Origin of the sequence: Rhizobium sp. WYCCWR 11146, from assembly GCF_013591995.1 — a bacterium.
GTDB lineage: Bacteria > Pseudomonadota > Alphaproteobacteria > Rhizobiales > Rhizobiaceae > Rhizobium > Rhizobium indicum.
Map to the genome: position 1 here is coordinate 458,587 of NZ_JACCEY010000024.1, position 21,516 is coordinate 480,102.

Genomic DNA, 21,516 nt, shown 5'->3' on the forward strand with positions numbered 1-21,516 from the left:
GGAATTGCTTTTAAGGATTGGGATCATGAGCTGGCAACCAGCCGCAGACCGTTATTCGAAAATGAAATATAACCGCACGGGCCGTTCTGGCCTGAAGCTGCCAGCCGTCTCGCTCGGCCTTTGGCACAATTTCGGCGGCGACACGCCGCATGATCGCAAAATCGATATGTGCCGCACGGCCTTCGACCTCGGCATCAGCCATTTCGACCTCGCCAACAATTACGGCCCGCCTCCTGGCAGCGCCGAGACCGCCTTCGGCGAAATCATGCGCACCGAATTCGTCGGGCTTCGCGACGAACTGATCATCTCATCCAAGGCCGGCTACGACATGTGGCCCGGCCCTTATGGCGAATGGGGCAGCCGCAAATACCTGATCGCCTCCTGCGACCAGAGCCTGAAGCGCATGGGCCTCGATTATGTCGACATCTTCTATTCGCACCGCTTCGACCCGGAAACGCCATTGGAAGAGACCTGCGGCGCGCTCGACCATATCGTCCGTTCCGGCCGGGCACTCTATGTCGGCATCTCCTCCTATAATTCGCAGCGCTCGCGCGAAGCTGCAAAGATCCTCAAGGATCTCGGCACGCCGTGCCTGATTCACCAGCCGAGCTATTCGATGCTCAACCGCTGGGTAGAGGACGACAGGCTGCTCGATACGCTGGATGAGGTCGGCATGGGCTCGATCGTCTTCTCGCCACTCGCCCAGGGCATGCTGACGACGAAATATCTCGGCGGCATTCCCGAAGACAGCCGCGCGGCGCAGAACCACTTTCTCAAGCGCGACTACATCCGCCCCTCGATCATCGACAATATCCGCAAGCTCAACGAGATCGCCGAAAGGCGCGGCCAGACGCTGGCGCAGATGGCGATCGCCTGGGTACTGCGCGGCGGCCGCGTGACCTCGGCGCTGATCGGCGCAAGCCGCTCGTCGCAGATCGTCGATTGCGTCAAGGCGCTCGACAATCTCGAATTCAGTGTAGAGGAGCTTGCTGAGATCGACGTTTATGCCCGCGAGGCCGACATCAATCTCTGGGCCAAGTCCGCCGAACGCGAATAGTCATCTCAGGCCCGGAGGCAAGTCTTCCGGGCCTTTTACTGTTATAATCTGATGTACGTACAGCAAAAAAGCACCGCCGGTCGGAGGAGACCCTGTCATGATCCGCAATCCCATCCTGCCCGGGTTCAATCCCGATCCGTCGATCTGCCGCGTCGGCGCTGATTATTACATTGCCACCTCGACCTTCGAATGGTTTCCCGGCGTGCAGATCCACCATTCGCGCGACCTGGTGAACTGGACGCTGGTGCGCCGGCCGCTGGAGCGCAGATCACAGCTCGACATGCGCGGCAATCCCGATAGCTGCGGCATCTGGGCGCCTTGCCTGTCCTATGCCGACGGGCAGTTCTGGCTGGTCTATACCGACGTCAAGCGCTACGACGGCAATTTCAAGGATGCGCCGAACTACATCGTCACGGCCCCCACGATCGAGGCCGAATGGTCCGAGCCGGTCTATGTCAATTCCTCCGGCTTCGACCCCTCGCTCTTCCACGACGATGACGGCCGCAAGTGGTTCGTCAACATGCAGTGGAACCACCGCACAGAAAGTTATGGCGGCTCGCCGAAATCGCCGGCCTTCGACGGCATCCTGCTGCAGGAATGGGATCCAGCGGCAAAGGCGCTGAAGGGGCCGATCAAGAACATCTTCGCCGGCAGCCTACTCGGCCTCGTCGAAGGCCCGCATCTCTTCAAACGCAACGGCTGGTATTATCTGACCACCGCCGAGGGCGGCACCGGCTACGACCATGCCGTCACCATGGCGCGGTCGCGTAATATCGACGGACCCTATGAGATGCATCCGAACATGCATCTCATCACCTCCAAGGATCATCCGGGCGCGGTACTGCAGCGGGCAGGGCATGGCCAATATGTGGAGACGCCGGAGGGCGAGGCCTACCACACCCATCTTTGCGGCCGGCCGCTACCGCCGAAACGGCGCTGCACGCTGGGCCGCGAGACCGCCCTGCAAAAGTGCGTCTGGCGCGACGACGACTGGCTCTATCTCGAAAACGGCACCTCAGTGCCCGATGTCGATGTGCCGGGCCTCTTTGGCGCGGTGCCGGTGGAAAAGCCGATGCGCAGCGAATACAGCTTTGACGGCGGGGCGCTGCCCGCCGATTTCCAATGGCTGCGCACGCCAGAGCCCGCGCGCATCTTCAACCTGACGGATCGTCCCGGCCATCTGCGCCTGATTGCGCGCGAAAGCATCGGCTCCTGGTTCGAACAGTCGCTGGTTGCCCGCCGCCAGGAACATCACAGTTTCCGCGCCGAGACCGTGGTCGAGTTCTCACCCGACACCTATCAGCAGGTGGCGGGGCTGACGCATTACTACAACCGCCACAAATTTCACGCCGTTGCCGTGACGCTGCACGAAACACTCGGCCGCTGCGTGACGATCCTCTCCTGCAACGGCGACTACCCGAACGGACGCCTAAGTTTTCCCGCCGAAAGCGGCGTGGCGATTGCTGCCGAGGGCCGCGTCCAGCTCGCCATGGAAATCCGCGAGAACGACCTGCAATTCTTCTGGCAGACCGAAGGCAAGGGCGCGTGGCAACCGATTGGCCCGGTTCTCGATGCCGGGGTGATCTCAGACGAGGGCGGACGCGGCGAACACGGCTCCTTCACCGGCGCTTTCGCCGGCGTGTTTGCCTTCGATACGTCAGGCCGGGCGAAGGCCGCGGATTTCGACTGGTTCAATTACGACGAGCTGTGAGGGATACCCTTGGTCCCTTTCATCCGCAGCGAGCCACGGAAAGAGCGAGGTGCGGAAGGAACGAAAAAAGAAAGCCGGCGCAGGGCCGGCTAAGACGAACGCGGCTGAACAGGGGATACTGGCCGGTTCCAAGCACTTCGTAACTGAACAATAACTTTGACTACATGCCGAGGCAGCAAAAAAGGGGTGCAACGAGAACACCCGGAGACGGCTCCGCAAAGGGGTGGCGGCGGGGCGGATGCCGGTGCTGGCCTCGGCTCCCTTATCGGGCATGAAGATCACCGGATGATGACATCTGAAGCCGACGCTGCCTTTCTTTCGCCGGCCAACCGCTTCGGCGGGCCAACTGTGTTGGCAGCACGTGAATGCAGTGTTCATGCGCTAAAGGATGTTAAAGCGTTACAAAGGGACTATATAGCGGGCCGAAGTAACTTCCGAGAATCCGCAAGAGTCCCGCATGGCCCCCATCATTTCCGTTCAGAACCTCACCAAGACCTACTCCAATGGGTTCGAGGCCCTGAAGGGCATCAATCTCGACGTCGAAAAGGGTGAGATCCTGGCGCTGCTCGGGCCGAACGGCGCGGGCAAGACGACGCTGATCTCGATCATCTGCGGCATCGCCAATCCGAGCAGCGGTCGGGTGCTGGTCGCAGGCCACGACGTCGTGAAGGATTTCCGCGCCACCCGCGGGATGATCGGGCTGGTGCCGCAGGAGCTCACCACCGATCAGTTCGAGACGGTGTTCAATACAGTCAGCTTTTCGCGCGGGCTGCACGGCAAGAAAGCCAATCCTGCCCATATCGAGAAGGTGCTGCGCGCGCTGTCGCTCTGGGACAAGAAGGACAATATGCTGCGCCAGCTCTCCGGCGGGATGAAGCGACGGGTGCTGATCGCCAAGGCGCTCTCGCATGAGCCGGATATCCTTTTCCTCGACGAGCCGACCGCCGGCGTCGACGTGACGCTGCGCAAGGACATGTGGCATGTCGTCGAAGAGCTTAGGGCCTCTGGCGTCACGATCATCCTGACCACCCATTATATCGAAGAGGCCGAGGAAATCGCCGACCGCGTCGGCGTCATCAATGGCGGCAAGTTGCTGCTCGTCGAGGACAAGGCGGCGCTGATGGCCAAGCTCGGCCGCAAGCAACTCATCCTCGATCTCACCGAACCGCTCAGCCGCCTGCCGGATTGTTTTGCCGGCAACGGGCTGACGCTGGAAGCAGACGGCAACCGGCTGACCTATGATTTCGACGCTGGCAACGAACAGGAAAGCATCGCGGCCCTGCTGACCCGGCTCGGTGAGAACAATATCCATTTCAAGGATCTCTCGACGCGGCAAAGCTCGCTCGAGGACATCTTTGTGGCGCTGGTGGGAGCGGAAAAATGAACATCGAGGCCGTCAAATCGATCTATTTCTTCGAGATGGCGCGCACGCGCCGCACGCTGCTGCAGAGCGTCATCTCGCCCGTGATCTCGACCTCGCTCTATTTCATCGTTTTCGGCGCCGCGGTCGGATCACGCATCCAGGAGGTAGAGGGTGTGTCCTACGGCGCCTTCATCACGCCCGGCCTGATCATGCTGACGCTGCTCGGACAGTGCATCAGCAACGGCTCTTTCGGCATCTATTTCCCGAAATTCACCGGCACGATCTACGAGGTGCTTTCGGCGCCGGTGGCGATGACGGAGATCCTGCTCGGTTATGTCGGGGCGGCGGCGACCAAGGGAATGATCATTGGCTTCATCATCCTCCTGACCGCCAATCTCTTCGTTGACGTCAGGATCGAGCATCCCTTCATGATGATCCTGTTCTTCCTGCTGACGGCGATCACCTTCAGCCTGTTCGGCTTCATGATCGGCATCTGGGCCGGGAATTTCGAACAGTTGAACCTCATTCCCATGCTGGTTGTGCCGCCGCTGACCTTCCTCGGCGGCAGCTTCTATTCCGTCAGCATGCTGCCACCCTTCTGGCAGGCGGTCAGCCACCTCAACCCGGTGCTCTATCTCGTCAGCGGCTTCCGCTGGAGTTTTCACGGGATCGCCGACGTCAACCCGGCGATCAGCCTGGCGATGATCACGGTGTTCCTGGTGATCTGCCTGGGAACACTCGCCTGGATCTTCAAGACCGGCTACCGGCTGCGCAACTGATCCGGCCCTCAGGAAGTGCCGCAATTTCAACATGAAAGATTGCTCAGCAAGACGTTATCGGTCATGGGGCAATCTGATGGTCAGCAGCAATGTGCTTGGATGCCTCGCAATCGCATCCATCTATTACCTAGCACCGCAGCAAAGCCCATCGCAGGAGGCCGCCCATCCCATCAAGGTTACCTTTGCTGTGGTGGTCGAGGGAAAGGAGCCTTTCTCTGCCGAGGTATCATGCCTTCCCGACGACACATGCAGTCTCGCCAAGCATGACGATCTCGGCATTAATCTTGCAATTACAGTGTTTTCGGGCTCAGAGGCGCATGGTGAATTGAGCATCTATTGCTCGCCCAATTCTTGTTCCTTCCGGAATTTGCGATCACGGATCGAGTTCTTCGGTCGGCGTGCTACCGTCGATATTTTGTCCGGTGAGGCTGACTCTGGTGTCACGACTCTGCTGGTTGCAAGGCAACGCCCGAGGATCGGTGAAGTCCTCATCTCGTACTGAGCGCATTGCGCCAGTTTTCCGTCAGGCGCTGCTGACGAGAAGGGCGCCCGAGATGATGAGGAGGGTGCCGGCGACGAGCTTCATTATGTCGAGCTCGGAGGCTTCGCCGAGTCGTGCCGCCAGCCACCTCAACCCGGCGCCCTATCTTCAGCGGCTTCCGCTGGAGTTTTTACGGGATCGCCGATGTCAATCCGGCGATCAGCCTGGCGATGATCACGGTGTTTCTGGTGATCTGCCTGGGAACGCTCGCCTGGATCTTCAAGACCGACTACCGGCTGCGGAACTGATCGATCATCCGAACACGCGCCATCGGAAAACCCGATGACACCATCGGTTTCTTCCGTTTTTCTTCCGCTCTGATCCGAGGCATCTGCTGCATCAGCCGAGAAGGAGATGGCAGATGACGGATATCAGGATCGAAGGCGCGAGGATCATTATTGTTGGCGGCAGTTCCGGAATGGGGCTGGCGCTGGCGGCGCGGTTGCTCGGGGAAGGGGCGGCGGTGACGATCGCCGGACGCAGCGAAGATAAGCTTACGGCGGCCCGCCGCAATCTCGGTGACCATCCTGGATTGGCGACGGTTGCCGTCGATATATCGCGCGAGGAAGAGGTCGCGACGCTTTTCCGCAATAGTGGGCCGGTCGATCACATCGTCAGCACGGCGGCCGATATCGAAGGCGCCTATCAGCTGCTGCCTAAGATGGAGCTTACGGCGGCGCAAAGGGTGGTCGAAAGCAAAATCTACGGGCCGCTGCTGCTGGCAAAATATGGTGCCGCCCATTTGCCGCCGTCAGGATCGATCACCTATACGTCAGGTGTCGCGGCCTACCGGCCGGCGGCGCGTGGATCGGTGGTCGCAGCCGTCAATGCGGCGCTCGAAGGCATGGTCAGGGCGCTTGCTGTTGAACTGGCGCCGATCCGGATCAACGCGGTGTCGCCCGGATGGGTGGACACGCCGATCTGGAGCTTCGTCGCCGGCGAGGCCAAGCAGGCAACGCTTGATGCTATGGCACAGCGCCTGCCGGCCGGACGCGTTGGACGGCCCGATGATATTGCCGATGCGATCCGCTTCCTGATCGGCAATGGATTCACGACAGGCACTATCCTGCATGTCGAAGGCGGGCATCGGCTGGTCTGAGCGGCGAGAGTTCTTCGCTTGCCGATTGCAGCAGGAGGGTAAGCGCTGGCGGCTGCACGCGCATGCGCCGCCACATCATCACCAGTGAAGCGGCAGGTGGACTGCCCGGCCATGGCAGTTCGACGACGTCGCCCCGTGTTGCGGCCGGGCCGACCGCAAGGCGCGGCACGAGGCCATAACCGGTGCCGGATGCGACGAGCCGGACGATCGTCGCGATGCTGTCGGCTTCGGTGACGATTGATGGTGCTGCAATCTGCGCTTCGGCAAAGGCAGTGTCGAACAGGTGACGGTAGACGCAGCCGGTTTCGGTGGCGACGAAGGGGGCGGTGCTCAGTGTCGCGAGGCTCACCGGTGGTCGGGCTTGTGAATCGCCGCCGGCAATCAACACCAGCGGTTCGCTGCAGATGCGGCGCGTCAAGAAGCGCTCATCCTGCTGTCCGCGATCGAAGGTGAAGGCGACGTCGATCGAGCCCTGCTGCAATTGCGTAAGTAATTCGCCGCTGCCGCCGACCTTGAGCTTGAGGCCGACGTCTGGGTTCTTCCCGCGAAAGAGTGACAGCCACGGCGCCAGTCTTTCGGCGGCGATGGTTTCGAGCGTGCCCAATGTGACGGACTGCTCCGCACTGCCGGCCGCGGCGCTGACGGCGGCATTCGCTTCGTCGTTCAGCGCCAATATCTCTTCGGCGTAAGCCTTGAGGACCGAACCTGCCGCTGTCGGGACGACGCCCTGCCGGGAGCGGAGGAAGAGTTCTGCGCCCAGTTCCTCTTCCAGCGCCTGTATCTGGTCGCTGAGGCTTGACTGAGCGAGATTGACCTCGGCAGCGGCGCGCGTGAGATTTTCGTGCCGGATCACCGCAAGGAATGTCTTCAATTGTCGTGGGTTCATGTCGAGCTCCGGTACGGCGCGCAGAGGCGCCTGGACTCAGGATATCAACAAAGCAGAAGGCGCTGCAACGCAGGAGCATGTGGCGGCGCACCAGTTCCCGTCAAGCGCTGCTGACGAGAAGGGCGCCCGAGATGATGAGGAGGGTGCCGGCGACGAGCTTCATTACGTCGAGCTCGGAGGCTTCGCCGAGAAAGACGGCGCCTATCGCCAGCGTCACCAGTACGTTGCAGCTCCAGATCGGCGCGAGTTTTGAGACGGGGACACCGTAAGTGAAAAGCGCAAAGCTGATGAGGCCGGTGCCGACGGCAAAGCAGGCGCCTGCGGTGGCGGCAAAGCCGAGACCTTCGGCGGTCCAGGGGGCAGGGCGCCAGATCAGGGCGGCGATCAGGCCAGCCAACGCACAGGCGGCGCCGAAGGCGATCAGATAGACGGCGGAGCCGGTGGCTGATGTGGCGCTCTGCTTCTGGAAGATGGCGGTGATGCCCCAGAACAGGGCGGGCAGAACGCCGCCGATGACGATCGGCCAGAGTGAATTCATCGCGAAGCTCCTGTCGCACCCATGGGTCAAGGCCTCGCCTCGGGCGAAGGCCGGTCGAACATGCGGTGCCACCAGACTACAGCGCCGCGCGTCTTTTCAGACGCGCAAAGGACGCTGTAGCACTTTGAATTGTTGCATAATTCCTTAAATCGATTCCGATTTAAGGAATTATGCGGCAGGAGTTTCTTTTTGCTCTTTGTGGTCTTGTTGTTCTTGCGCTCAAGCTGCCAGATCCGGTCGTCGCCGTAAAGCGGTGGAGCCGCAATTAGTCGCGCATGCGGAGTTCGTCGGTCTGCATCTGCAGCGAGCCCAGCGTTTCCAGGAAGCTCATACCGAGCAGGCTCTGGTCGAGCCGGCCATCCTCGGAGACGCTGGCTGCGACATTGTTGCGGACGATCGGGCCGATCGCTACCTGGTCGAGCGTGACGGGTGCTGCGCGGCCGCGGCCGTTGGCGGTCATGACCGTCATGGAATAGGTGAGGCGGGAGAGGTCGATGCCGATCCGTTCGGCATCTTCGCGCGACAGCGCCACCATGCTGGCGCCGGTATCGACGAGCATCTCAATCGTCTGGCCGTTGACCGCGACATCGGCTTGGAAATGGCCGTTCAGCAGCTTGTGCAGGATGATCTCCTGGCCGCCCTCACTCGTCGTGACGACGACGGCGCGACCGGGAACGAGGCCGGCGAGCAGCCTGTTGCCGACGCCGAGCGCTTCCTGGCGATAGAGGTAGACGGTCACGAGCGCCAGGATGATGACCAGCCAGATCATCATCTGACGCATCGTTTCGCCGACGCTGCGCCGGCTCGCCCAAATGCCGGCCGACAGCATCAGAGCGATCGGCAGCAGATAGACGACGCGGCCGAAGTCGTCGCTCTGCAGGCCAAGGATGCGGCTGCTGTCATTGTTGACGATCAGCACGGCAAGGCCGATGCCGATCACGACGAGGAAGACGGTCAAACGGATCATAAAGGCCGCTCCGGCCCACCGGCGAGGTTCGTTTTCATATGGTTCGACAGTGTGGCGGCACCTGCAAGCCTTGCGGGCAGCAGCTCCATGATCCGCCTTCGCTCAGTGTCGGAATAGCTCGTCCAGCTGCCGATTTCCTGAAGAGTCCGGCCGCAGCCGGCGCAAAATCCGGTGCTGGGCTCCAAGGAGCAGAGGTGAATGCAGGGTGTTTGCATGAAGGATATATCGGAGTTTCAAAGAGCCGTGGCAAGGGCGCAAAGAGTGGCGATCTCGCAAATTTGCTGCGTCGCGCCCAGCGTATCGCCGGTGTGGCCGGCAAGCTTGCGGCGGATGAAAGCGGTGAAGGCAAACCCTGCGATGCCGGTGGCGAGCAGGCTTGCAACCAGCGGCCGCAGGCCGAATGCAGGCCAGATCAGAAGCGCTGCGACGAGGCCGGCTGAGGCGAGCGCAAACTGCATTGCCGCCTCGTCCGGCTGGCCGGTCGAGGCGGCCACGCCATCGGCCTTTGCCGGTGCCAACCGCTGCCAGTGCCAGGCGATGGCGCCGCGGCTGAGAGCCGCGACGGCGGGAATGGCGAGGGCTGCAGTGACCGGCGAGGAATGGCGGACGATCACAGCAAGCGCGGCTGCGCGGATCGCCAAGGAGAGGATCAGCGCTATCGCGCCATAAGTGCCGATCCGGCTGTCTTTCATGATGAGGAGGCTCTGTTCGCGGCTCTTGCCGCCGCCGATGCCGTCGGCCGTATCGGCCAGACCGTCCTCGTGCAGCGCGCCGGTGACGAGGACCTGGATGGAAAGCGCGATCAAGGCTGCCATCAGCGGGTCCGCACGCAGCCCCAAAAGCAGGAGGAGGGCGAGTGCGGGTATGAAACCGATGACGATGCCGGCAAAGGGAAAGGCGCGCACCAGCCGGCCGAGCCTGCCGTCATAGCCTTTGAACAGCGATGGCGGCATGGGAATGCGGCTGAGGAAGGCGACGGCGCGGGCGGTATCGACCGCATAGTCCTTGATCTTCATTCTGCTTCGTTCTGCCAGAGGTTTCGGCTTATGGTCGCGGCGGCGCTTTTGCAGTTGTTCGCCTCGCCCGCCCGCTTTAAGAGAGTTGCCATCCGCAAAGAAGCTGATTTGCGGGAAAAAAACAAGAATACCCGGATTCATAGGAAAACCGCACAGATGAGCGTTTCAGGCCTGCCGTTCGACGATTTCCGTACGCTGCTCCGTGACCTGCCGGGGCCGGATGCCCGCGCGCTGGTGGCGGCGCGCGAACGTGACGCGCAGCTGACCAAGCCGCCGGGCGCGCTCGGGCGGCTCGAGGAAATCGCCTTCTGGCTTGCTGCCTGGACGGGCCGCACACCTGCCGTCAACCGGCCGCTGGTGGCGATCTTTGCCGGCAATCACGGCGTCACCAGGCAGGGCATCACGCCCTTTCCGCCAACGGTGACGCAACAGATGGTCGAGAACTTTGCAGCGGGCGGTGCTGCCATCAACCAGATCTGCGTCGCCTATGATCTCGGGCTGAAAGTCTTCGATCTGGCGCTCGATTATCCCACCGGCGACATCACCGAGGAGGCAGCGCTTTCCGAGCGCGATTGCGCCGCGACTATGGCCTTCGGCATGGAGGCGATCGCCGGCGGCACCGATCTGCTTTGCATCGGCGAGATGGGCATCGGCAATACGACGATTGCGGCGGCGATCAACTATGCGCTTTATGGCGGCTCCGCGCGCGACTGGGTGGGGCCGGGCACTGGTTCGGAAGGCGAGATGCTGGAGCGCAAGATCGCGGCGGTGGAAAAGGCGGTGGCGCTGCATGCTGACCATCTCGACGATCCGCTCGAGATCATGCGCCGGCTTGGCGGCCGCGAGATCGCGGCGATGGCCGGCGCCATCCTTGCTGCGCGCATGGAACGCATCCCGGTGCTGATCGACGGTTATGTCGCGACCGCAGCGGCGGCCATCCTCAAAGCCGCCAATCCGTCGGCACTCGATCATTGCCTGATCGGCCATGTCTCCGGCGAGCCCGGACATCTTCGCGCAATCGAGATGCTCGGCAAGACGCCGCTTCTGGCGCTTGGCATGCGGCTCGGCGAAGGCACTGGTGCGGCGCTAGCCGCCGGCATCGTCAAGGCGGCCGCCGCCTGCCATTCCGGCATGGCGACCTTCGCCCAGGCAGGTGTGTCGAATAAGCATTAAGGCCGCGGTCGGCGCCGCCGATCCGCACGCGTTCGCTTGCGCGCCTCATGTGGATTCGGTATTTGCGTATTCGCTCATCAGAGGAGGAGACGGCAAAGCCTCTCCCGGTCTGTGATGCAACGGGAAAAGGAGAGGGCGTCTTGACGAAGCCTGCGGTGACGAAAGCGACCGGACTTCGGCATTTCATCGCCGCCGCCAGCTATTCCTGGGCGGGCTTCCTGCGGGTGCTGAAAGAGGCGGCCTTCCGCCAGGAACTCGGCTTCTTCGTCGTTTCGATCGCGGCGCTGGCGCTGGTGGGCGCTACTGCGGGCGAGATCGTCGTCGCGGTGCTTCTGTTTCTCGGGCTCTTTTCGATGGAGGCGATGAATACCGCCGTCGAAGAAGTGATCGACCGGATTTCGCCGGAGATTTCGATCGTCGGCAAACATGCCAAGGATCTCGGCTCCTTCGCGGTGACCTGCATGATCGCAGCCTGCTGCCTTTATCTCGGCTTCGTCCTCGGCAAGCACCTGTTTTTTAGCTGAATCAGGCAAAACTCTTGCGTTTGCGCGCGACGGCCTGAGCCTCCTCTACCGCCGGCAAGCTCTGGAGGACGCGCTTGGCGGGCAGGATGGCGATAACTTCGGTGCCCTCGCGCAGCTTCGATTTCAGCAGGAACTGACCGTCATGCTTGGCAAGGATCGCCTGGACGATCGGCAGGCCGAGGCCTGTGCCCTGTTCGGCGCTCTTGATGGCGATCGAGCCCTGGCCGAAGGCCGACAGGACGACGGGAATCTCTTCTTCCGGAATGCCGGGGCCATTGTCCTTGATCGATATGTACTGTCCGCCGCCGGCGGTCCAGCCGACCTTGACGTGGATCTCGCCGCCCTGCGGCGTGAACTTGACGGCATTGGAGAGAAGGTTGAGCACCACCTGGCGCATCGACTTCTCGTCGGCCCAGATGGCCGGCAACTGCCGCTCGAACTGGTCCGAAATGGCAATGTTCTTGGCGCGGGCGCGCAGCTGGACCATGCCGATGCAATCTTCGGTGATATCGAGAAGCGAAATCGCCTCCTCGCTCAGCTCGTATTTGCCGGCCTCGATGCGAGACAGGTCGAGGATCTCGTTGATGAGATCGAGCAGATGCTGGCCGGAGCGGTGGATATCGCCGGCATATTCCTTGTAGGTCGGATTGGCGAGCGGCCCCATGACTTCGGCCGACATCACCTCGGAAAAGCCGAGGATGGCGTTGAGCGGGGTTCTGAGTTCGTGCGACATGGAGGCAAGGAAGCGCGACTTGGCGAGGTTTGCCTCTTCGGCGCGGCGGCGAGCCTCGTCCGACATCGATTTCGCCACTTCCAGCTCGGCGATCAGGTCGTCCTTCTCCGATTGGTAGGAAAGGATCCTGAGGTTCGACTTGAAGAGCCGGTCGCTGATATAATTGAAGAAGACGAGGGTGGTGGTGAAGAGCCCCGTCAGGCTGATTTCGAGGAGGTCGCGCGACAGGCCGCTCTTGGCGGCAAGTGCCAGGACCGCCGGCGAGAAGGCGGCGAGCACGGCGGGCGTCAGCATGAAGTTCGACATCGCCGTGACGGAGAGCGCGATCAGCAGCGTGGCGCCCTTGTAAAGAATGAAGCTCGACGGCTCGCAGGTGTCGCAACCCTGCAATGCGAAGACGGCCCAGCAGCAGCCAATCAGGAACTGGCCGGAGAGCAGCAGGCGGCGCCATTTGCGGGCGCTCTCGGAGGTGATCTCCTGCCGGCGCGCGCGCCTTGCAAGCAGGATATTGCCGGCGTGACAGGTGAGTGTCAGCAGCGCCCAGAAGATCAATTGCGTATCTTCAGTGAAATAGACGCCAAGCGCGGTGATGATGACGACGAAGAGCGGCATGATCGTCGCGCCCTGCAGCACCGACGCCACATACATGTCGAGCACGTCACGATCGAAGGAGGAATTGGACGCATGACCGGACTGAAGACGTTCGCGCGTCTGCCGCACGGCCTTGGAAACGGCCTTGTTGCGGTGGCTGCGCGACCTGTCGACGATGATCTTGTCGGTCGATGTGCTTACGCCGGTACTCATGTGCACGTTGAAACTTCATCCCAGGGTGGATAAGAGCTTAACCGGCAATTCTTAAGAAGATGTTTGCCATCTTTGCCAAGGATTTGTTTTTTAAGGAGGCGAAAGCGTGACACGGGGCCTGCGCCTGATTCGCGACGGCGTCACCGCTTTTGCCCTGCTGGCGCTTGTGGCGCTGATTGCCGCCAAGCTCAACGATGCAGCAAAAATCGAGCATGCCGGCGCCTTCCATGCTGCCGACGGCGATAGTCTGGTATTGGGAGACGGACGTTTGCGCCTCGAAGGCATCGATGCGCCGGAACTCAACCAGAGCTGCGAGCGGGCGGGGAAAGCCTGGGCCTGCGGGCGCGCGGCGCGCGCGGCGCTGCAGGAGATGGTGCTGGCATCGGGAACGCTTTGTCAGGGCAGCCGGCGCGACCGCTACGACAGGCTGCTCGTCGTCTGCCGGAGCGGGGCGGGCGGCGACATCAATGCCGCCATGGTGCGCCGGGGCATGGCGATTTCTTATGGCGATTATGGCAAGGAGGAGGCTGAGGCGAAGGCTCAGAGGGCCGGTCTCTGGGCCGGGACTTTCGAGCGGCCGCGCGATGTGCGCGATCATGCGCGCCAGAGTTCCGGTTTCGATGGCGCCCTGCGCTTCATCGGGCAGATGGTCGGGTGGGAGTAAAGCCATGAGCGACGAAGCCATACTGGAGACGCTACTGCGGGAGATCGCCTCCTGTCGCATCTGTCGCGACGCACCGGCGAAAGGCCTCGAATACCGGCTACCGCACGAGCCGCGGCCGGTGGCGGTGATCTCATCCAGCGCGCGCATCCTGATCGCCGGGCAGGCGCCCGGGCTTCGGGTGCATGAGAGTGGCCTGCCGTTCGACGATGCATCGGGCGACCGGCTGCGATCATGGCTCGGCGTTGACAGGGCAAGCTTCTACGACCGCGGTCGATTCGCCATCGTGCCGATGGGCTTCTGCTTTCCTGGCTACGACGACAAGGGCGCGGATCTGCCGCCGCGGCGCGAATGCGCGCCGTTCTGGCGGCAAAGAGTGATCTCGGCCATGCCGCAGATCGAACTGGTGCTGGTCATCGGCCAATATGCGCAGGCCTGGCATATGGCCGGCGAAAGGCAGGACAATATGACCGAGACGGTGCGAGCGTGGCGCGACAGTCTTCTGTCCGACCGATCGCCGGCGGTGCTGCCGCTGCCGCATCCGAGCTGGCGCAATAGCGGCTGGCTGAAGCGCAATCCCTGGTTCGAGAAAGAATTGCTCCCGGTCCTGCAGGAACGGACGAAAATGCTGCTTTCCTGAAACAAAATTCTTTTCGTTGCGCGGAATCGAGTTATACAAAGAAAATAATTCGAAAGGACTGTTGTGCGCATGGATCGCCTCGACCGAAAAATACTGCGTCTTCTGCAAGAAGATTCGACGCTTGCCGTTGCCGATCTCGCCAAGAAAGTGGGTCTCTCGACGACGCCATGCTGGCGGCGCATCCAGAAGATGGAAGAAGACGGCGTCATTAAGCGCCGAGTCGCCATTCTCGATCCGGAGAAGGTCAACACCAAGGTCACCGTCTTCGTGTCGATTCGCACTGCCACCCATTCGATTGAATGGCTGCGTCGCTTTTCCGAGGTGGTCGCCGAATTCCCCGAAGTGGTCGAATTCTACCGGATGAGCGGCGATGTCGACTATCTCCTGCGTGTCGTCGTGCCCGATATCGCCGCCTATGACGCTTTTTATAAGCGGATGATCGCCAAGATCGAGATTCGCGACGTTTCCTCCGCCTTTGCGATGGAGCAGATCAAGTATTCGACGCAGCTGCCGCTCGACTACATGATTCTCGACAATGCCAAGTCCAACGAGGATTGAGGTCAAGCGTGCGGCCATGACCGCACGCGATCATGCAAAATGCAACGAGGACTGGGACCAGGCGTTAGTCTGACCGGGGATATGCCCGTTGGAGGCGAGGTGTGACACGCTGGCCGCACACTAGAATGCCGGTTCGGCAAGACCGAGTTCTGGCATATGCGGTCGGCGTTTGCAAAAAAGCCTCAAAAATAGCGAAAAAACGCTCAAATCTCCCCTAATTCCTGGAAAAATGAATAGCCTGGTAAGGATTCCGGGGTTATGGTCGATGAAACCAATGGGCGATATGTCATAATTTTGTCTCATTGGTATCGAATTCAGGACACCATGTTCTAAACCGCCACCTTGTTTGTGCTTGTTAGCCGGCGGTAGAGTTTATGCGCTTCACCAGTATGTTCGACGGGGGTCGGGCGGTGGAGAATTTGACAAAGGGGTGTAGCGTTTGCGGCTTGCGATGGAAGATTTCCGTCGCGGAGCCGTTTGGCGTGTCTTTCGTCTAAATATCTGAAATTGTTGTATAAAAATCACGTTGTCGGGGAAAGTATCCGGTGAGAACCCATCTGGCGTGTATCGAGAATTGCTTGATAGGGCCTTGTATGTGATGACGGTTTGGCGGTTCGATCGATCCGCACGCCGAGATGGCTGTTCAAACTGGGCCGGCTTCAAATCGACTACCCGATCTGAAGCCAGCCCCGATCGACAAAGGAATGGATTGGTAAATGAACATCAGAATGGTTTTGCTTGCATCAGCAGCAGCATTTGCTGCATCGACGCCGGTTCTTGCAGCTGACGCTATTGTTGCTGCTGAGCCGGAACCGGTTGAATATGTTCGCGTCTGCGACGCTTACGGCACCGGCTACTTCTACATCCCGGGCACCGAAACCTGCCTCAAGATCGAAGGCTACATCCGTTTCCAGGTCAACGTTGGCGAAGATGTCGGCGGCGATTCGGACTGGGATGCCGTCACCCGCGGTCAGGTTCAGTTCACGGCCAAGAGCGACACCGAGTATGGTCCGCTGACCGGCGTCATCGTCATGCAGTTCAATGCTGACAATGCCACCGATCAGGACGCCATCCTTGACTCCGCTTACCTCGACGTCGCGGGCTTCCGCGCCGGTCTGTTCTACAGCTGGTGGGACGATGGTCTCTCTGGCGAAACCGACGACATCGGTTCGGTCGTAACGCTGCACAACTCGATCCGCTATCAGTATGAAAGCGGCACCTTCTACGCTGGCATCAGCGTCGACGAACTGGAAGACGGCGTCTACCAGGGTACCGTGGATCCCGTCACCGGCGTCTTTACTGCGGACGATGGTCCGAACAATGTCGGCGTTGCCTTCGGCGTTGGCGGCACTGCCGGCGCATTCAGCTACCAGGTCACCGGTGGCTGGGACGTCGACAACGAAGACGGCGCTATCCGTGCAATGGGTACGGTTGACATCGGTCCCGGCACGCTCGGCCTCGCAGGCGTTTACTCTTCCGGCCCGAACTCCTACTACTCCTCAGCTGAATGGGCTGTCGCTGCCGAATATGCTATCAAGGCAACCGACAAGCTGAAGATCACCCCGGCCGTTCAGTACTACGGCAACTACTTCGGCGGTGGCACGGAAGTTCCGGAAGACTACGACGGTCTCGGCGATGCTTGGAAGGTTGGTCTGACGGTTGATTACCAGATCGTCGACAACTTCTACGCCAAGGCTTCGGTTCAGTACCTCGATCCGGATGATGGCGACGACTCCACGACGGGCTACTTCCGTCTGCAGCGTTCGTTCTAATCCACTTGGTGGATATGCTCCCGGTCTTCGGACCGGGAGCACTTAAATCAGTTTCTGATCCGAGTGACCTCCGATCAGCTACGGGGACGGGTCCGGTCTTCCCTGCCGGACCGTCCTTGCAGCGTTTTTGACGCGCAGTCTTCAAGGCAGTCAATGACGATGCCTACAGGTGAGCCGAACCGGTGCGGTGTGTATTGCACTCAGCATCCCGCCAGCCTCGTTCTAGAGGCACCCTGTTTTTCCATTTTTCCAACGAGCTGGATCCACCGATAGAATTGTCGTGCGGACGGCTGTTTGTCTATTCTCCCCTTCGGCATCTGTTTGTTTTGTCGCAACAGGTCGCGAAAAGAAAATCCAATGCCGACAATGTGATCACAGCTTTTTGGGAGAGAGGATACAACCCTTGCTGGGGGCCGGCATTCATTCCTACTCGCGGATAGCTTGTTCTTATGGACGATCTCAACGACTACTATTATTTCGCCGCTGTCGTCTCCAGCGGCGGTTTCGCTTCTGCAAGTCGCGATCTCAAAATACCACGTTCGAAGCTCAGCAGGCGGGTCAGCCGGCTTGAGGAAGGGCTTGGCGCAAGGCTCATAGAACGCTCGACCCGCCACTTCCGGGTAACTGAGATCGGCCAAGCTTTCTACGAAAGATGCCAGACCATCCTGCAGGAGGCCGATCGCGCCAAATCGATCGTCAGCGAGGCTCAGTCCGATCCGCAAGGTGTGGTGCGGATGGGCTGCCCGCTCGGTCTCGTCGACATCTCTGTCGGGGGGATTCTGCCCGAATTCCTGGAACGTTATCCGAAGATCAAGCTGCAGATCATCGGCTCCGACCGGCGCGCCGATCTCATCAACGAACGGATCGACCTCGAGGTGAGGGCGACCAACGAGCCGGAGACGCAGACGAGCCTGACGATGCGCAAGCTCGACCGTATCAGGCGTATCCTGGTCGCAAGTCCGGCGCTTGTCGAACGTACCGGCAACTTGCATTGCGTGGACGAACTCGCCGACCAGCCGACGCTGGCGATGACGTCATGGGTGTCGTTCCACACCTGGGAACTGGTCGGTCCGAATGACGCTAAGCAGGTGATTCGGCATCAGCCGCGGCTCACCTGCCGCAGTATGACCGCCATCCTCGACGCAGCCCGTGCCGGCCTCGGCTTCGGGCTTTTGCTCGAAAGCGCCTGCGAGGCCGATCTCCAGGCCGGCAAGCTGGTGCGGGTGCTGCCGGAATGGCAGTCGGAGGAGAGCCAGTTCTACATCGTCTTCACGACGGCCAAGGGCATGCCGCCGGCGGTACGGGTCCTGATCGATTTCCTAGTCGAAAAATCCAAACAGCATTGACTCACAGCGCCAGGCATCTTTATTCGAGCCGGCATCCCGCCTTATCTCAACCGTGCCAACAGCTTTTCGCCGGCCAGTTCCCTGACGGCATCCTTGCCGATCCAGCGGGCGGTTTTGTCAGGGCTTTCCGCCAGGGCCCTTGCGAGCGCCAGGGCCGGCGCATGGCAGGCGAGATTGCGCTTGCCGATGCTGCGCAGCGCCCAGTTGACCGCCTTGCGCACGAAGTTTCGTGGGTCGCCGGCATGGGCCTCAATCAGCGGCAACCAAGCGAGGATGGTCGCGTCGGACTCCCTTTTCCGATGGACGGCGGCACCTGATATCATGGCGAAGGCGGTGCGCCTGATAAATTCGCGCTCGTCGGCGGCGAAGTCTGAGATGAGTTCATCCAGCCGGGCTTCGACGAAGAGATCGGCGGCGCAATCGACGATCTCCCAGGAGTTGAAATCATCGGCCCAATTTCGGGCTTCTTCCGTCGTCAACCGCTTCGGCTCGGCTGTGCAGAGGGCGAGCAGGCGGGCTTCGCGGATATCGCTTCGCCAGAGCTGCATTGCCCTGAGGTGATCCTTCTTCGTCAGTCTGGCGACCGCGCGGATATCGGGATTGGAGATGCCGAGGGCGCCGCCGGTGACGATGCCGAAGCGCGCCATGCCGGCGACATTCTCCTCCGAACGCAGCGTTTCGAGATGCGCGATCAATTCGGCCGCATCGGAGGAGGGGCCGATCATTTTTCGAGGCGGGCGAGCAGCGAGGATGTGTCCCAGCGATTGCCGCCCATCGCCTGCACGTCGCCATAGAACTGATCGACGACCGCGGTGACCGGCAGTTTGGCGCCGTTGCGACGGGCTTCGGTGAGCACGATGCCGAGATCCTTGCGCATCCAGTCGACCGCGAAGCCGAAATCATACTTGCCTGCGTTCATGGTCTTGTGGCGGTTTTCCATCTGCCAGGAGCCGGCTGCCCCCTTGGAAATCACCTCGACGACCTTTTCGATATCGAGGCCGGCGCGCTTGCCGAAATGCAGCGCTTCGGCAAGTCCCTGGACGAGGCCGGCGATGCAGATCTGGTTGACCATCTTGGTCAGCTGGCCCGAGCCTGCCGGCCCCATCAGGCCAACCATGCGGGCATAGGCGTCGATGACAGGCCTGGCGCGTTCGAAGACGGCCTCGTCGCCGCCGCACATGACGGTCAGGGCGCCGTTTTCGGCGCCGGCCTGGCCGCCGGAGACGGGAGCGTCGATGAAATCGACACCTTTTTCCTTTGCCGCGGCATAAAGTTCGCGGGCGACCTCAGCGCTGGCGGTGGTGTTGTCGATCAGCACCGAACCTGGCTTCATGCCGTGCAGGGCGCCGTTCTCACCCGATGTCACCGAGCGGAGATCTTCGTCATTGCCGACGCAGACGAAGACGAAATCGGCCCCAGTGGCGGCCTCGGCCGGGGTGGGGGCGGCGTGGCCTGAAAATTTCTCGGCCCAGGCGGCAGCTTTTTCGGCCGTGCGGTTGTAGACGGTGACATCGTGGCCGCCTTTCGTCTTCAGATGCCCCGCCATGGGAAAACCCATGACGCCGAGACCGATGAACGCGACTTTAGCCATATGTCCTATCCTTTTCCTCAAGTGCAGGTCCGAGGATTAACCGAAACGGCGGGAGCAGAAAAGCCCGTGAACGGACTTCCTTGCGATCAATGAATATGAGGCTGGCCACTGTTCGGCCGAGTCCTAAGTTGGCGCGAAGATATTATGTTCCGGAGGTGACATGGGGGAAATTCCGACGATCAAGCCGCGGCGCAAAGGCCGCAGCGGAATGCAGGCGATGCTCATTCCATCGCAGCAGATGGTCGCAGAGCAGATTCGATCGGCACCGGAAGGTGTCCTCACCGAAGTCGGCACTCTCCGCCGCCGTCTCGCCGCTCAATACGGGGCGGACGCCTGTTGCCCGGTGACCGTCCAGCGGCATTTGCGTGCGATCGCCGAGTTGTCCTACGGCGCGCTGGAGAAGGGCGAGCCGGTTTCGACGGTTACGCCCTATTGGCGCATGGTCGATCCCGCAAGCCTGCTTGCGAAACGTCTTGCCGGCGGCCCCACCTTCATTCGCGAGCGGCTGGCTGCCGAAGGTCGGGAGTGAGCCGGGATTATAGGCAGCATAAGGGGCGCGCGAAAAAATTCCGCTTGAGGTCGATTTCCGGGCCGCAAAATTTCAGCAAGGGCCAAATGTTGCAAATAAAAATGTCGATCTAAATTATAGATTTTATCATCATGGCATCCATAACTGACAGGTCGACCAGCCGAAAGCAGGCCCGACATCGTTCAATATGGGGATAGTCATGATTTCACGTCGACACACGCTCGGGCTTTTCGGAGCTGCCGTGGCCACGGCAATGCTGCCGGCTGTCCGGCCGGCACGCGCTGCCGCCAGCGAATTTCGTATCGGTTGGCAAAAGAACGGCGTGCTGGCGCTCGCCAAGCGTCGCAGCGCACTTGAAAAGCGGCTTGCCGATCGCGGCATTACCGTCAGCTGGTCAGAATTCACCTCCGGCCCGCCGCTTCTCGAAGCGCTGGGCGCCGGTGCTCTCGATTTCGGCGCGACTGGCGACGTGCCGCCGCTCTTTGCCCAGGCGGCCGGCGGGCAGCTCTATTATGTCGGTCTCTACAAGGGCAGCCCGGCAGGCTCGGCCATCCTCGTGCGCAAGGATTCGTCGATCAAGACGCTTGAAGACCTCAAAGGTAAGAAGGTCGCTTTCAAGCGCGGCTCCAGCGCGCACAATGTAACCGTCAAGGTTCTGCGCAAGGCAGGCCTGAAGCCCGAAGATGTCGAGCAGCTCGATCTTTCGCCGCCGGATGCCGCCGCTGCGTTCAAGAATGGCAGCATCGACGCGTGGTCGATCTGGGATCCTTATCTGGCGATTGCCGAAGCCGATCCGGAGACACGTATCCTGACGACCGCCGAAGGCATCGTCGACTCCTACAGTTTCTTCCTCGCCAATCGCGATTTCACCGATGCGAACGGGCAAGTGGTCGTCGACGTGATCGATGAGCTTGCCAAGGTCGGCACGTCGGCCCAGAGCAATCTCGACGAGACGGTGAAGGAGCTTTCCGAGATTACCGGCGTTCCGGTTGACGTAACGCGCGTGACCTTGACGCGAAAGGGCGCCGATCTCGGCAGCGTTTCGACCATCACCGATGCCGCCGCCGCCTATCAGCAAGCCCTCGCCGACGAGTTCCACGGGCTCGGCATCCTGCCGAAGAAGCTCGTGACCGGCGATATCGTCTGGCGTCCCAAGGCAAGCTGATTTTCCAGCCAGGCCAAGATTTCCGCTCGGCGGCATGGAGAGGGCCTCCATGCCGCCGAGCCG

At 61.1% G+C, this 21,516-nt stretch carries 23 protein-coding genes and 1 pseudogene; 16 read left to right on the forward strand and 8 right to left on the reverse strand.

Annotation, left to right across the window (positions count from 1 at the left end):
- The first annotated feature begins 25 nt into the window (after positions 1-25).
- From mgrA to HX899_RS22045, 7 genes and pseudogenes are all read left to right on the forward strand, one after another.
- On the forward strand, positions 26-1,057 hold the full coding sequence (gene mgrA, locus HX899_RS22015) for an L-glyceraldehyde 3-phosphate reductase (RefSeq protein WP_138329167.1): 1,032 nt from the start codon (positions 26-28) through the stop codon (positions 1,055-1,057).
- A gap of 97 nt (positions 1,058-1,154) precedes the next feature.
- Entirely contained in the window at positions 1,155-2,768 is a 1,614-nt protein-coding gene (locus HX899_RS22020; RefSeq protein ID WP_181293395.1) for a glycoside hydrolase family 43 protein, read from the forward strand.
- Between the two features lie 457 nt (positions 2,769-3,225).
- Positions 3,226-4,152 carry an ABC transporter ATP-binding protein gene (locus HX899_RS22025; protein ID WP_138390986.1) on the forward strand — a complete coding sequence of 309 codons (927 nt, stop codon included), beginning with the start codon at positions 3,226-3,228 and terminating at the stop codon, positions 4,150-4,152.
- Positions 4,149-4,910 (forward strand): ABC transporter permease, encoded by a 762-nt coding sequence (locus HX899_RS22030; RefSeq protein WP_181293396.1) that lies wholly within the window; start codon positions 4,149-4,151, stop codon positions 4,908-4,910. Before HX899_RS22025 ends, HX899_RS22030 begins: the two co-directional genes overlap by 4 nt.
- A gap of 76 nt (positions 4,911-4,986) precedes the next feature.
- Positions 4,987-5,412, forward strand: a complete 426-nt coding sequence (locus tag HX899_RS22035) for a hypothetical protein (protein WP_138329171.1) — start codon at positions 4,987-4,989, stop codon at positions 5,410-5,412.
- A 112-nt stretch (positions 5,413-5,524) separates the two neighbouring features.
- A pseudogene (locus HX899_RS22040) lies at positions 5,525-5,699 on the forward strand (sugar ABC transporter permease); the annotation flags it as partial.
- 113 nt (positions 5,700-5,812) lie between these two features.
- Positions 5,813-6,550 (forward strand): SDR family oxidoreductase, encoded by a 738-nt coding sequence (locus HX899_RS22045; protein WP_138390987.1) that lies wholly within the window; start codon positions 5,813-5,815, stop codon positions 6,548-6,550.
- Here the strand turns inward: HX899_RS22045 and HX899_RS22050 are convergent.
- The 5 genes from HX899_RS22050 to HX899_RS22070 form a co-directional block, all read right to left on the reverse strand.
- Entirely contained in the window at positions 6,513-7,436 is a 924-nt protein-coding gene (locus tag HX899_RS22050; protein WP_181293397.1) for a LysR family transcriptional regulator, read from the reverse strand. The genes HX899_RS22045 and HX899_RS22050 overlap by 38 nt on opposite strands.
- Before the next feature lie 100 nt (positions 7,437-7,536).
- Positions 7,537-7,974: an EamA family transporter gene (locus tag HX899_RS22055; protein WP_138329174.1), complete on the reverse strand. Its 438-nt coding sequence runs from the start codon at positions 7,972-7,974 to the stop codon at positions 7,537-7,539.
- A 265-nt stretch (positions 7,975-8,239) separates the two neighbouring features.
- Positions 8,240-8,941, reverse strand: coding sequence for a TIGR02281 family clan AA aspartic protease (locus HX899_RS22060; protein ID WP_138329175.1), 702 nt, complete (start codon positions 8,939-8,941; stop codon positions 8,240-8,242).
- A complete protein-coding gene (locus HX899_RS22065) occupies positions 8,938-9,156 on the reverse strand; it encodes a DUF1289 domain-containing protein (RefSeq protein WP_138329176.1) in 219 nt (72 codons plus the stop codon). Before HX899_RS22065 ends, HX899_RS22060 begins: the two co-directional genes overlap by 4 nt.
- Before the next feature lie 18 nt (positions 9,157-9,174).
- Positions 9,175-9,957 carry an adenosylcobinamide-GDP ribazoletransferase gene (locus tag HX899_RS22070; protein WP_138329177.1) on the reverse strand — a complete coding sequence of 261 codons (783 nt, stop codon included), beginning with the start codon at positions 9,955-9,957 and terminating at the stop codon, positions 9,175-9,177.
- 156 nt (positions 9,958-10,113) lie between these two features.
- Between HX899_RS22070 and cobT the strand changes: the two genes are divergently transcribed.
- Both cobT and HX899_RS22080 read left to right on the forward strand, forming a co-directional pair.
- Complete coding sequence (gene cobT, locus HX899_RS22075) at positions 10,114-11,130, forward strand: nicotinate-nucleotide--dimethylbenzimidazole phosphoribosyltransferase (protein WP_012757790.1); 1,017 nt, start codon at positions 10,114-10,116, stop codon at positions 11,128-11,130.
- Positions 11,131-11,270: 140 nt separating this feature from the next.
- Complete coding sequence (locus tag HX899_RS22080; RefSeq protein WP_181293398.1) at positions 11,271-11,654, forward strand: diacylglycerol kinase; 384 nt, start codon at positions 11,271-11,273, stop codon at positions 11,652-11,654.
- A 1-nt stretch (position 11,655) separates the two neighbouring features.
- On the opposite strand, the gene HX899_RS22085 is transcribed toward HX899_RS22080, so the two are convergent.
- The gene (locus HX899_RS22085; protein WP_181293399.1) at positions 11,656-13,191 is read right to left on the reverse strand and encodes a HAMP domain-containing sensor histidine kinase; all 1,536 of its coding nucleotides are present in this window, start codon (positions 13,189-13,191) and stop codon (positions 11,656-11,658) included.
- 106 nt (positions 13,192-13,297) lie between these two features.
- Between HX899_RS22085 and HX899_RS22090 the strand changes: the two genes are divergently transcribed.
- From HX899_RS22090 to HX899_RS22110, 5 genes are all read left to right on the forward strand, one after another.
- Entirely contained in the window at positions 13,298-13,855 is a 558-nt protein-coding gene (locus HX899_RS22090; protein WP_181293400.1) for a thermonuclease family protein, read from the forward strand.
- Positions 13,856-13,859: 4 nt separating this feature from the next.
- Positions 13,860-14,492, forward strand: a complete 633-nt coding sequence (locus tag HX899_RS22095; RefSeq protein ID WP_181293401.1) for a uracil-DNA glycosylase family protein — start codon at positions 13,860-13,862, stop codon at positions 14,490-14,492.
- Between the two features lie 69 nt (positions 14,493-14,561).
- On the forward strand, positions 14,562-15,050 hold the full coding sequence (locus HX899_RS22100) for an Lrp/AsnC family transcriptional regulator (RefSeq protein ID WP_003540387.1): 489 nt from the start codon (positions 14,562-14,564) through the stop codon (positions 15,048-15,050).
- A 716-nt stretch (positions 15,051-15,766) separates the two neighbouring features.
- Entirely contained in the window at positions 15,767-16,822 is a 1,056-nt protein-coding gene (locus HX899_RS22105) for a porin (RefSeq protein WP_138329182.1), read from the forward strand.
- 449 nt (positions 16,823-17,271) lie between these two features.
- Positions 17,272-18,168, forward strand: coding sequence for a LysR substrate-binding domain-containing protein (locus HX899_RS22110; protein ID WP_138329183.1), 897 nt, complete (start codon positions 17,272-17,274; stop codon positions 18,166-18,168).
- A 41-nt stretch (positions 18,169-18,209) separates the two neighbouring features.
- On the opposite strand, the gene HX899_RS22115 is transcribed toward HX899_RS22110, so the two are convergent.
- Positions 18,210-18,893: a DNA alkylation repair protein gene (locus HX899_RS22115; RefSeq protein WP_138329184.1), complete on the reverse strand. Its 684-nt coding sequence runs from the start codon at positions 18,891-18,893 to the stop codon at positions 18,210-18,212.
- Entirely contained in the window at positions 18,890-19,759 is an 870-nt protein-coding gene (locus HX899_RS22120) for an NAD(P)-dependent oxidoreductase (protein WP_138390996.1), read from the reverse strand. Before HX899_RS22120 ends, HX899_RS22115 begins: the two co-directional genes overlap by 4 nt.
- Before the next feature lie 160 nt (positions 19,760-19,919).
- Here HX899_RS22120 and HX899_RS22125 point away from each other — a divergent pair, with 160 nt between their 5' ends.
- Together HX899_RS22125 and HX899_RS22130 are read left to right on the forward strand one after the other, a co-directional pair.
- The gene (locus HX899_RS22125) at positions 19,920-20,288 is read left to right on the forward strand and encodes a hypothetical protein (protein WP_180194043.1); all 369 of its coding nucleotides are present in this window, start codon (positions 19,920-19,922) and stop codon (positions 20,286-20,288) included.
- A gap of 199 nt (positions 20,289-20,487) precedes the next feature.
- Positions 20,488-21,453 (forward strand): aliphatic sulfonate ABC transporter substrate-binding protein, encoded by a 966-nt coding sequence (locus HX899_RS22130; RefSeq protein ID WP_180194044.1) that lies wholly within the window; start codon positions 20,488-20,490, stop codon positions 21,451-21,453.
- The last annotated feature ends 63 nt before the right edge of the window (positions 21,454-21,516 follow it).

Coding starts and splice junctions, on each gene's coding strand:
- HX899_RS22125 (WP_180194043.1), top strand. CDS start 19,920: ATGGGGGAAATTCCGACGATCAAGCCGCGGCGCAAAGGCCGCAGCGGA.
- HX899_RS22060 (WP_138329175.1), bottom strand. CDS start 8,941: ATGATCCGTTTGACCGTCTTCCTCGTCGTGATCGGCATCGGCCTTGCC.
- HX899_RS22065 (WP_138329176.1), bottom strand. CDS start 9,156: ATGCAAACACCCTGCATTCACCTCTGCTCCTTGGAGCCCAGCACCGGA.
- HX899_RS22025 (WP_138390986.1), top strand. CDS start 3,226: ATGGCCCCCATCATTTCCGTTCAGAACCTCACCAAGACCTACTCCAAT.
- HX899_RS22100 (WP_003540387.1), top strand. CDS start 14,562: ATGGATCGCCTCGACCGAAAAATACTGCGTCTTCTGCAAGAAGATTCG.
- cobT (WP_012757790.1), top strand. CDS start 10,114: ATGAGCGTTTCAGGCCTGCCGTTCGACGATTTCCGTACGCTGCTCCGT.
- HX899_RS22130 (WP_180194044.1), top strand. CDS start 20,488: ATGATTTCACGTCGACACACGCTCGGGCTTTTCGGAGCTGCCGTGGCC.
- HX899_RS22035 (WP_138329171.1), top strand. CDS start 4,987: ATGGTCAGCAGCAATGTGCTTGGATGCCTCGCAATCGCATCCATCTAT.
- HX899_RS22120 (WP_138390996.1), bottom strand. CDS start 19,759: ATGGCTAAAGTCGCGTTCATCGGTCTCGGCGTCATGGGTTTTCCCATG.
- HX899_RS22105 (WP_138329182.1), top strand. CDS start 15,767: ATGAACATCAGAATGGTTTTGCTTGCATCAGCAGCAGCATTTGCTGCA.
- HX899_RS22070 (WP_138329177.1), bottom strand. CDS start 9,957: ATGAAGATCAAGGACTATGCGGTCGATACCGCCCGCGCCGTCGCCTTC.
- HX899_RS22045 (WP_138390987.1), top strand. CDS start 5,813: ATGACGGATATCAGGATCGAAGGCGCGAGGATCATTATTGTTGGCGGC.
- HX899_RS22030 (WP_181293396.1), top strand. CDS start 4,149: ATGAACATCGAGGCCGTCAAATCGATCTATTTCTTCGAGATGGCGCGC.
- HX899_RS22115 (WP_138329184.1), bottom strand. CDS start 18,893: ATGATCGGCCCCTCCTCCGATGCGGCCGAATTGATCGCGCATCTCGAA.
- HX899_RS22055 (WP_138329174.1), bottom strand. CDS start 7,974: ATGAATTCACTCTGGCCGATCGTCATCGGCGGCGTTCTGCCCGCCCTG.
- HX899_RS22085 (WP_181293399.1), bottom strand. CDS start 13,191: ATGAGTACCGGCGTAAGCACATCGACCGACAAGATCATCGTCGACAGG.
- mgrA (WP_138329167.1), top strand. CDS start 26: ATGAGCTGGCAACCAGCCGCAGACCGTTATTCGAAAATGAAATATAAC.
- HX899_RS22095 (WP_181293401.1), top strand. CDS start 13,860: ATGAGCGACGAAGCCATACTGGAGACGCTACTGCGGGAGATCGCCTCC.
- HX899_RS22050 (WP_181293397.1), bottom strand. CDS start 7,436: ATGAACCCACGACAATTGAAGACATTCCTTGCGGTGATCCGGCACGAA.
- HX899_RS22020 (WP_181293395.1), top strand. CDS start 1,155: ATGATCCGCAATCCCATCCTGCCCGGGTTCAATCCCGATCCGTCGATC.
- HX899_RS22110 (WP_138329183.1), top strand. CDS start 17,272: ATGGACGATCTCAACGACTACTATTATTTCGCCGCTGTCGTCTCCAGC.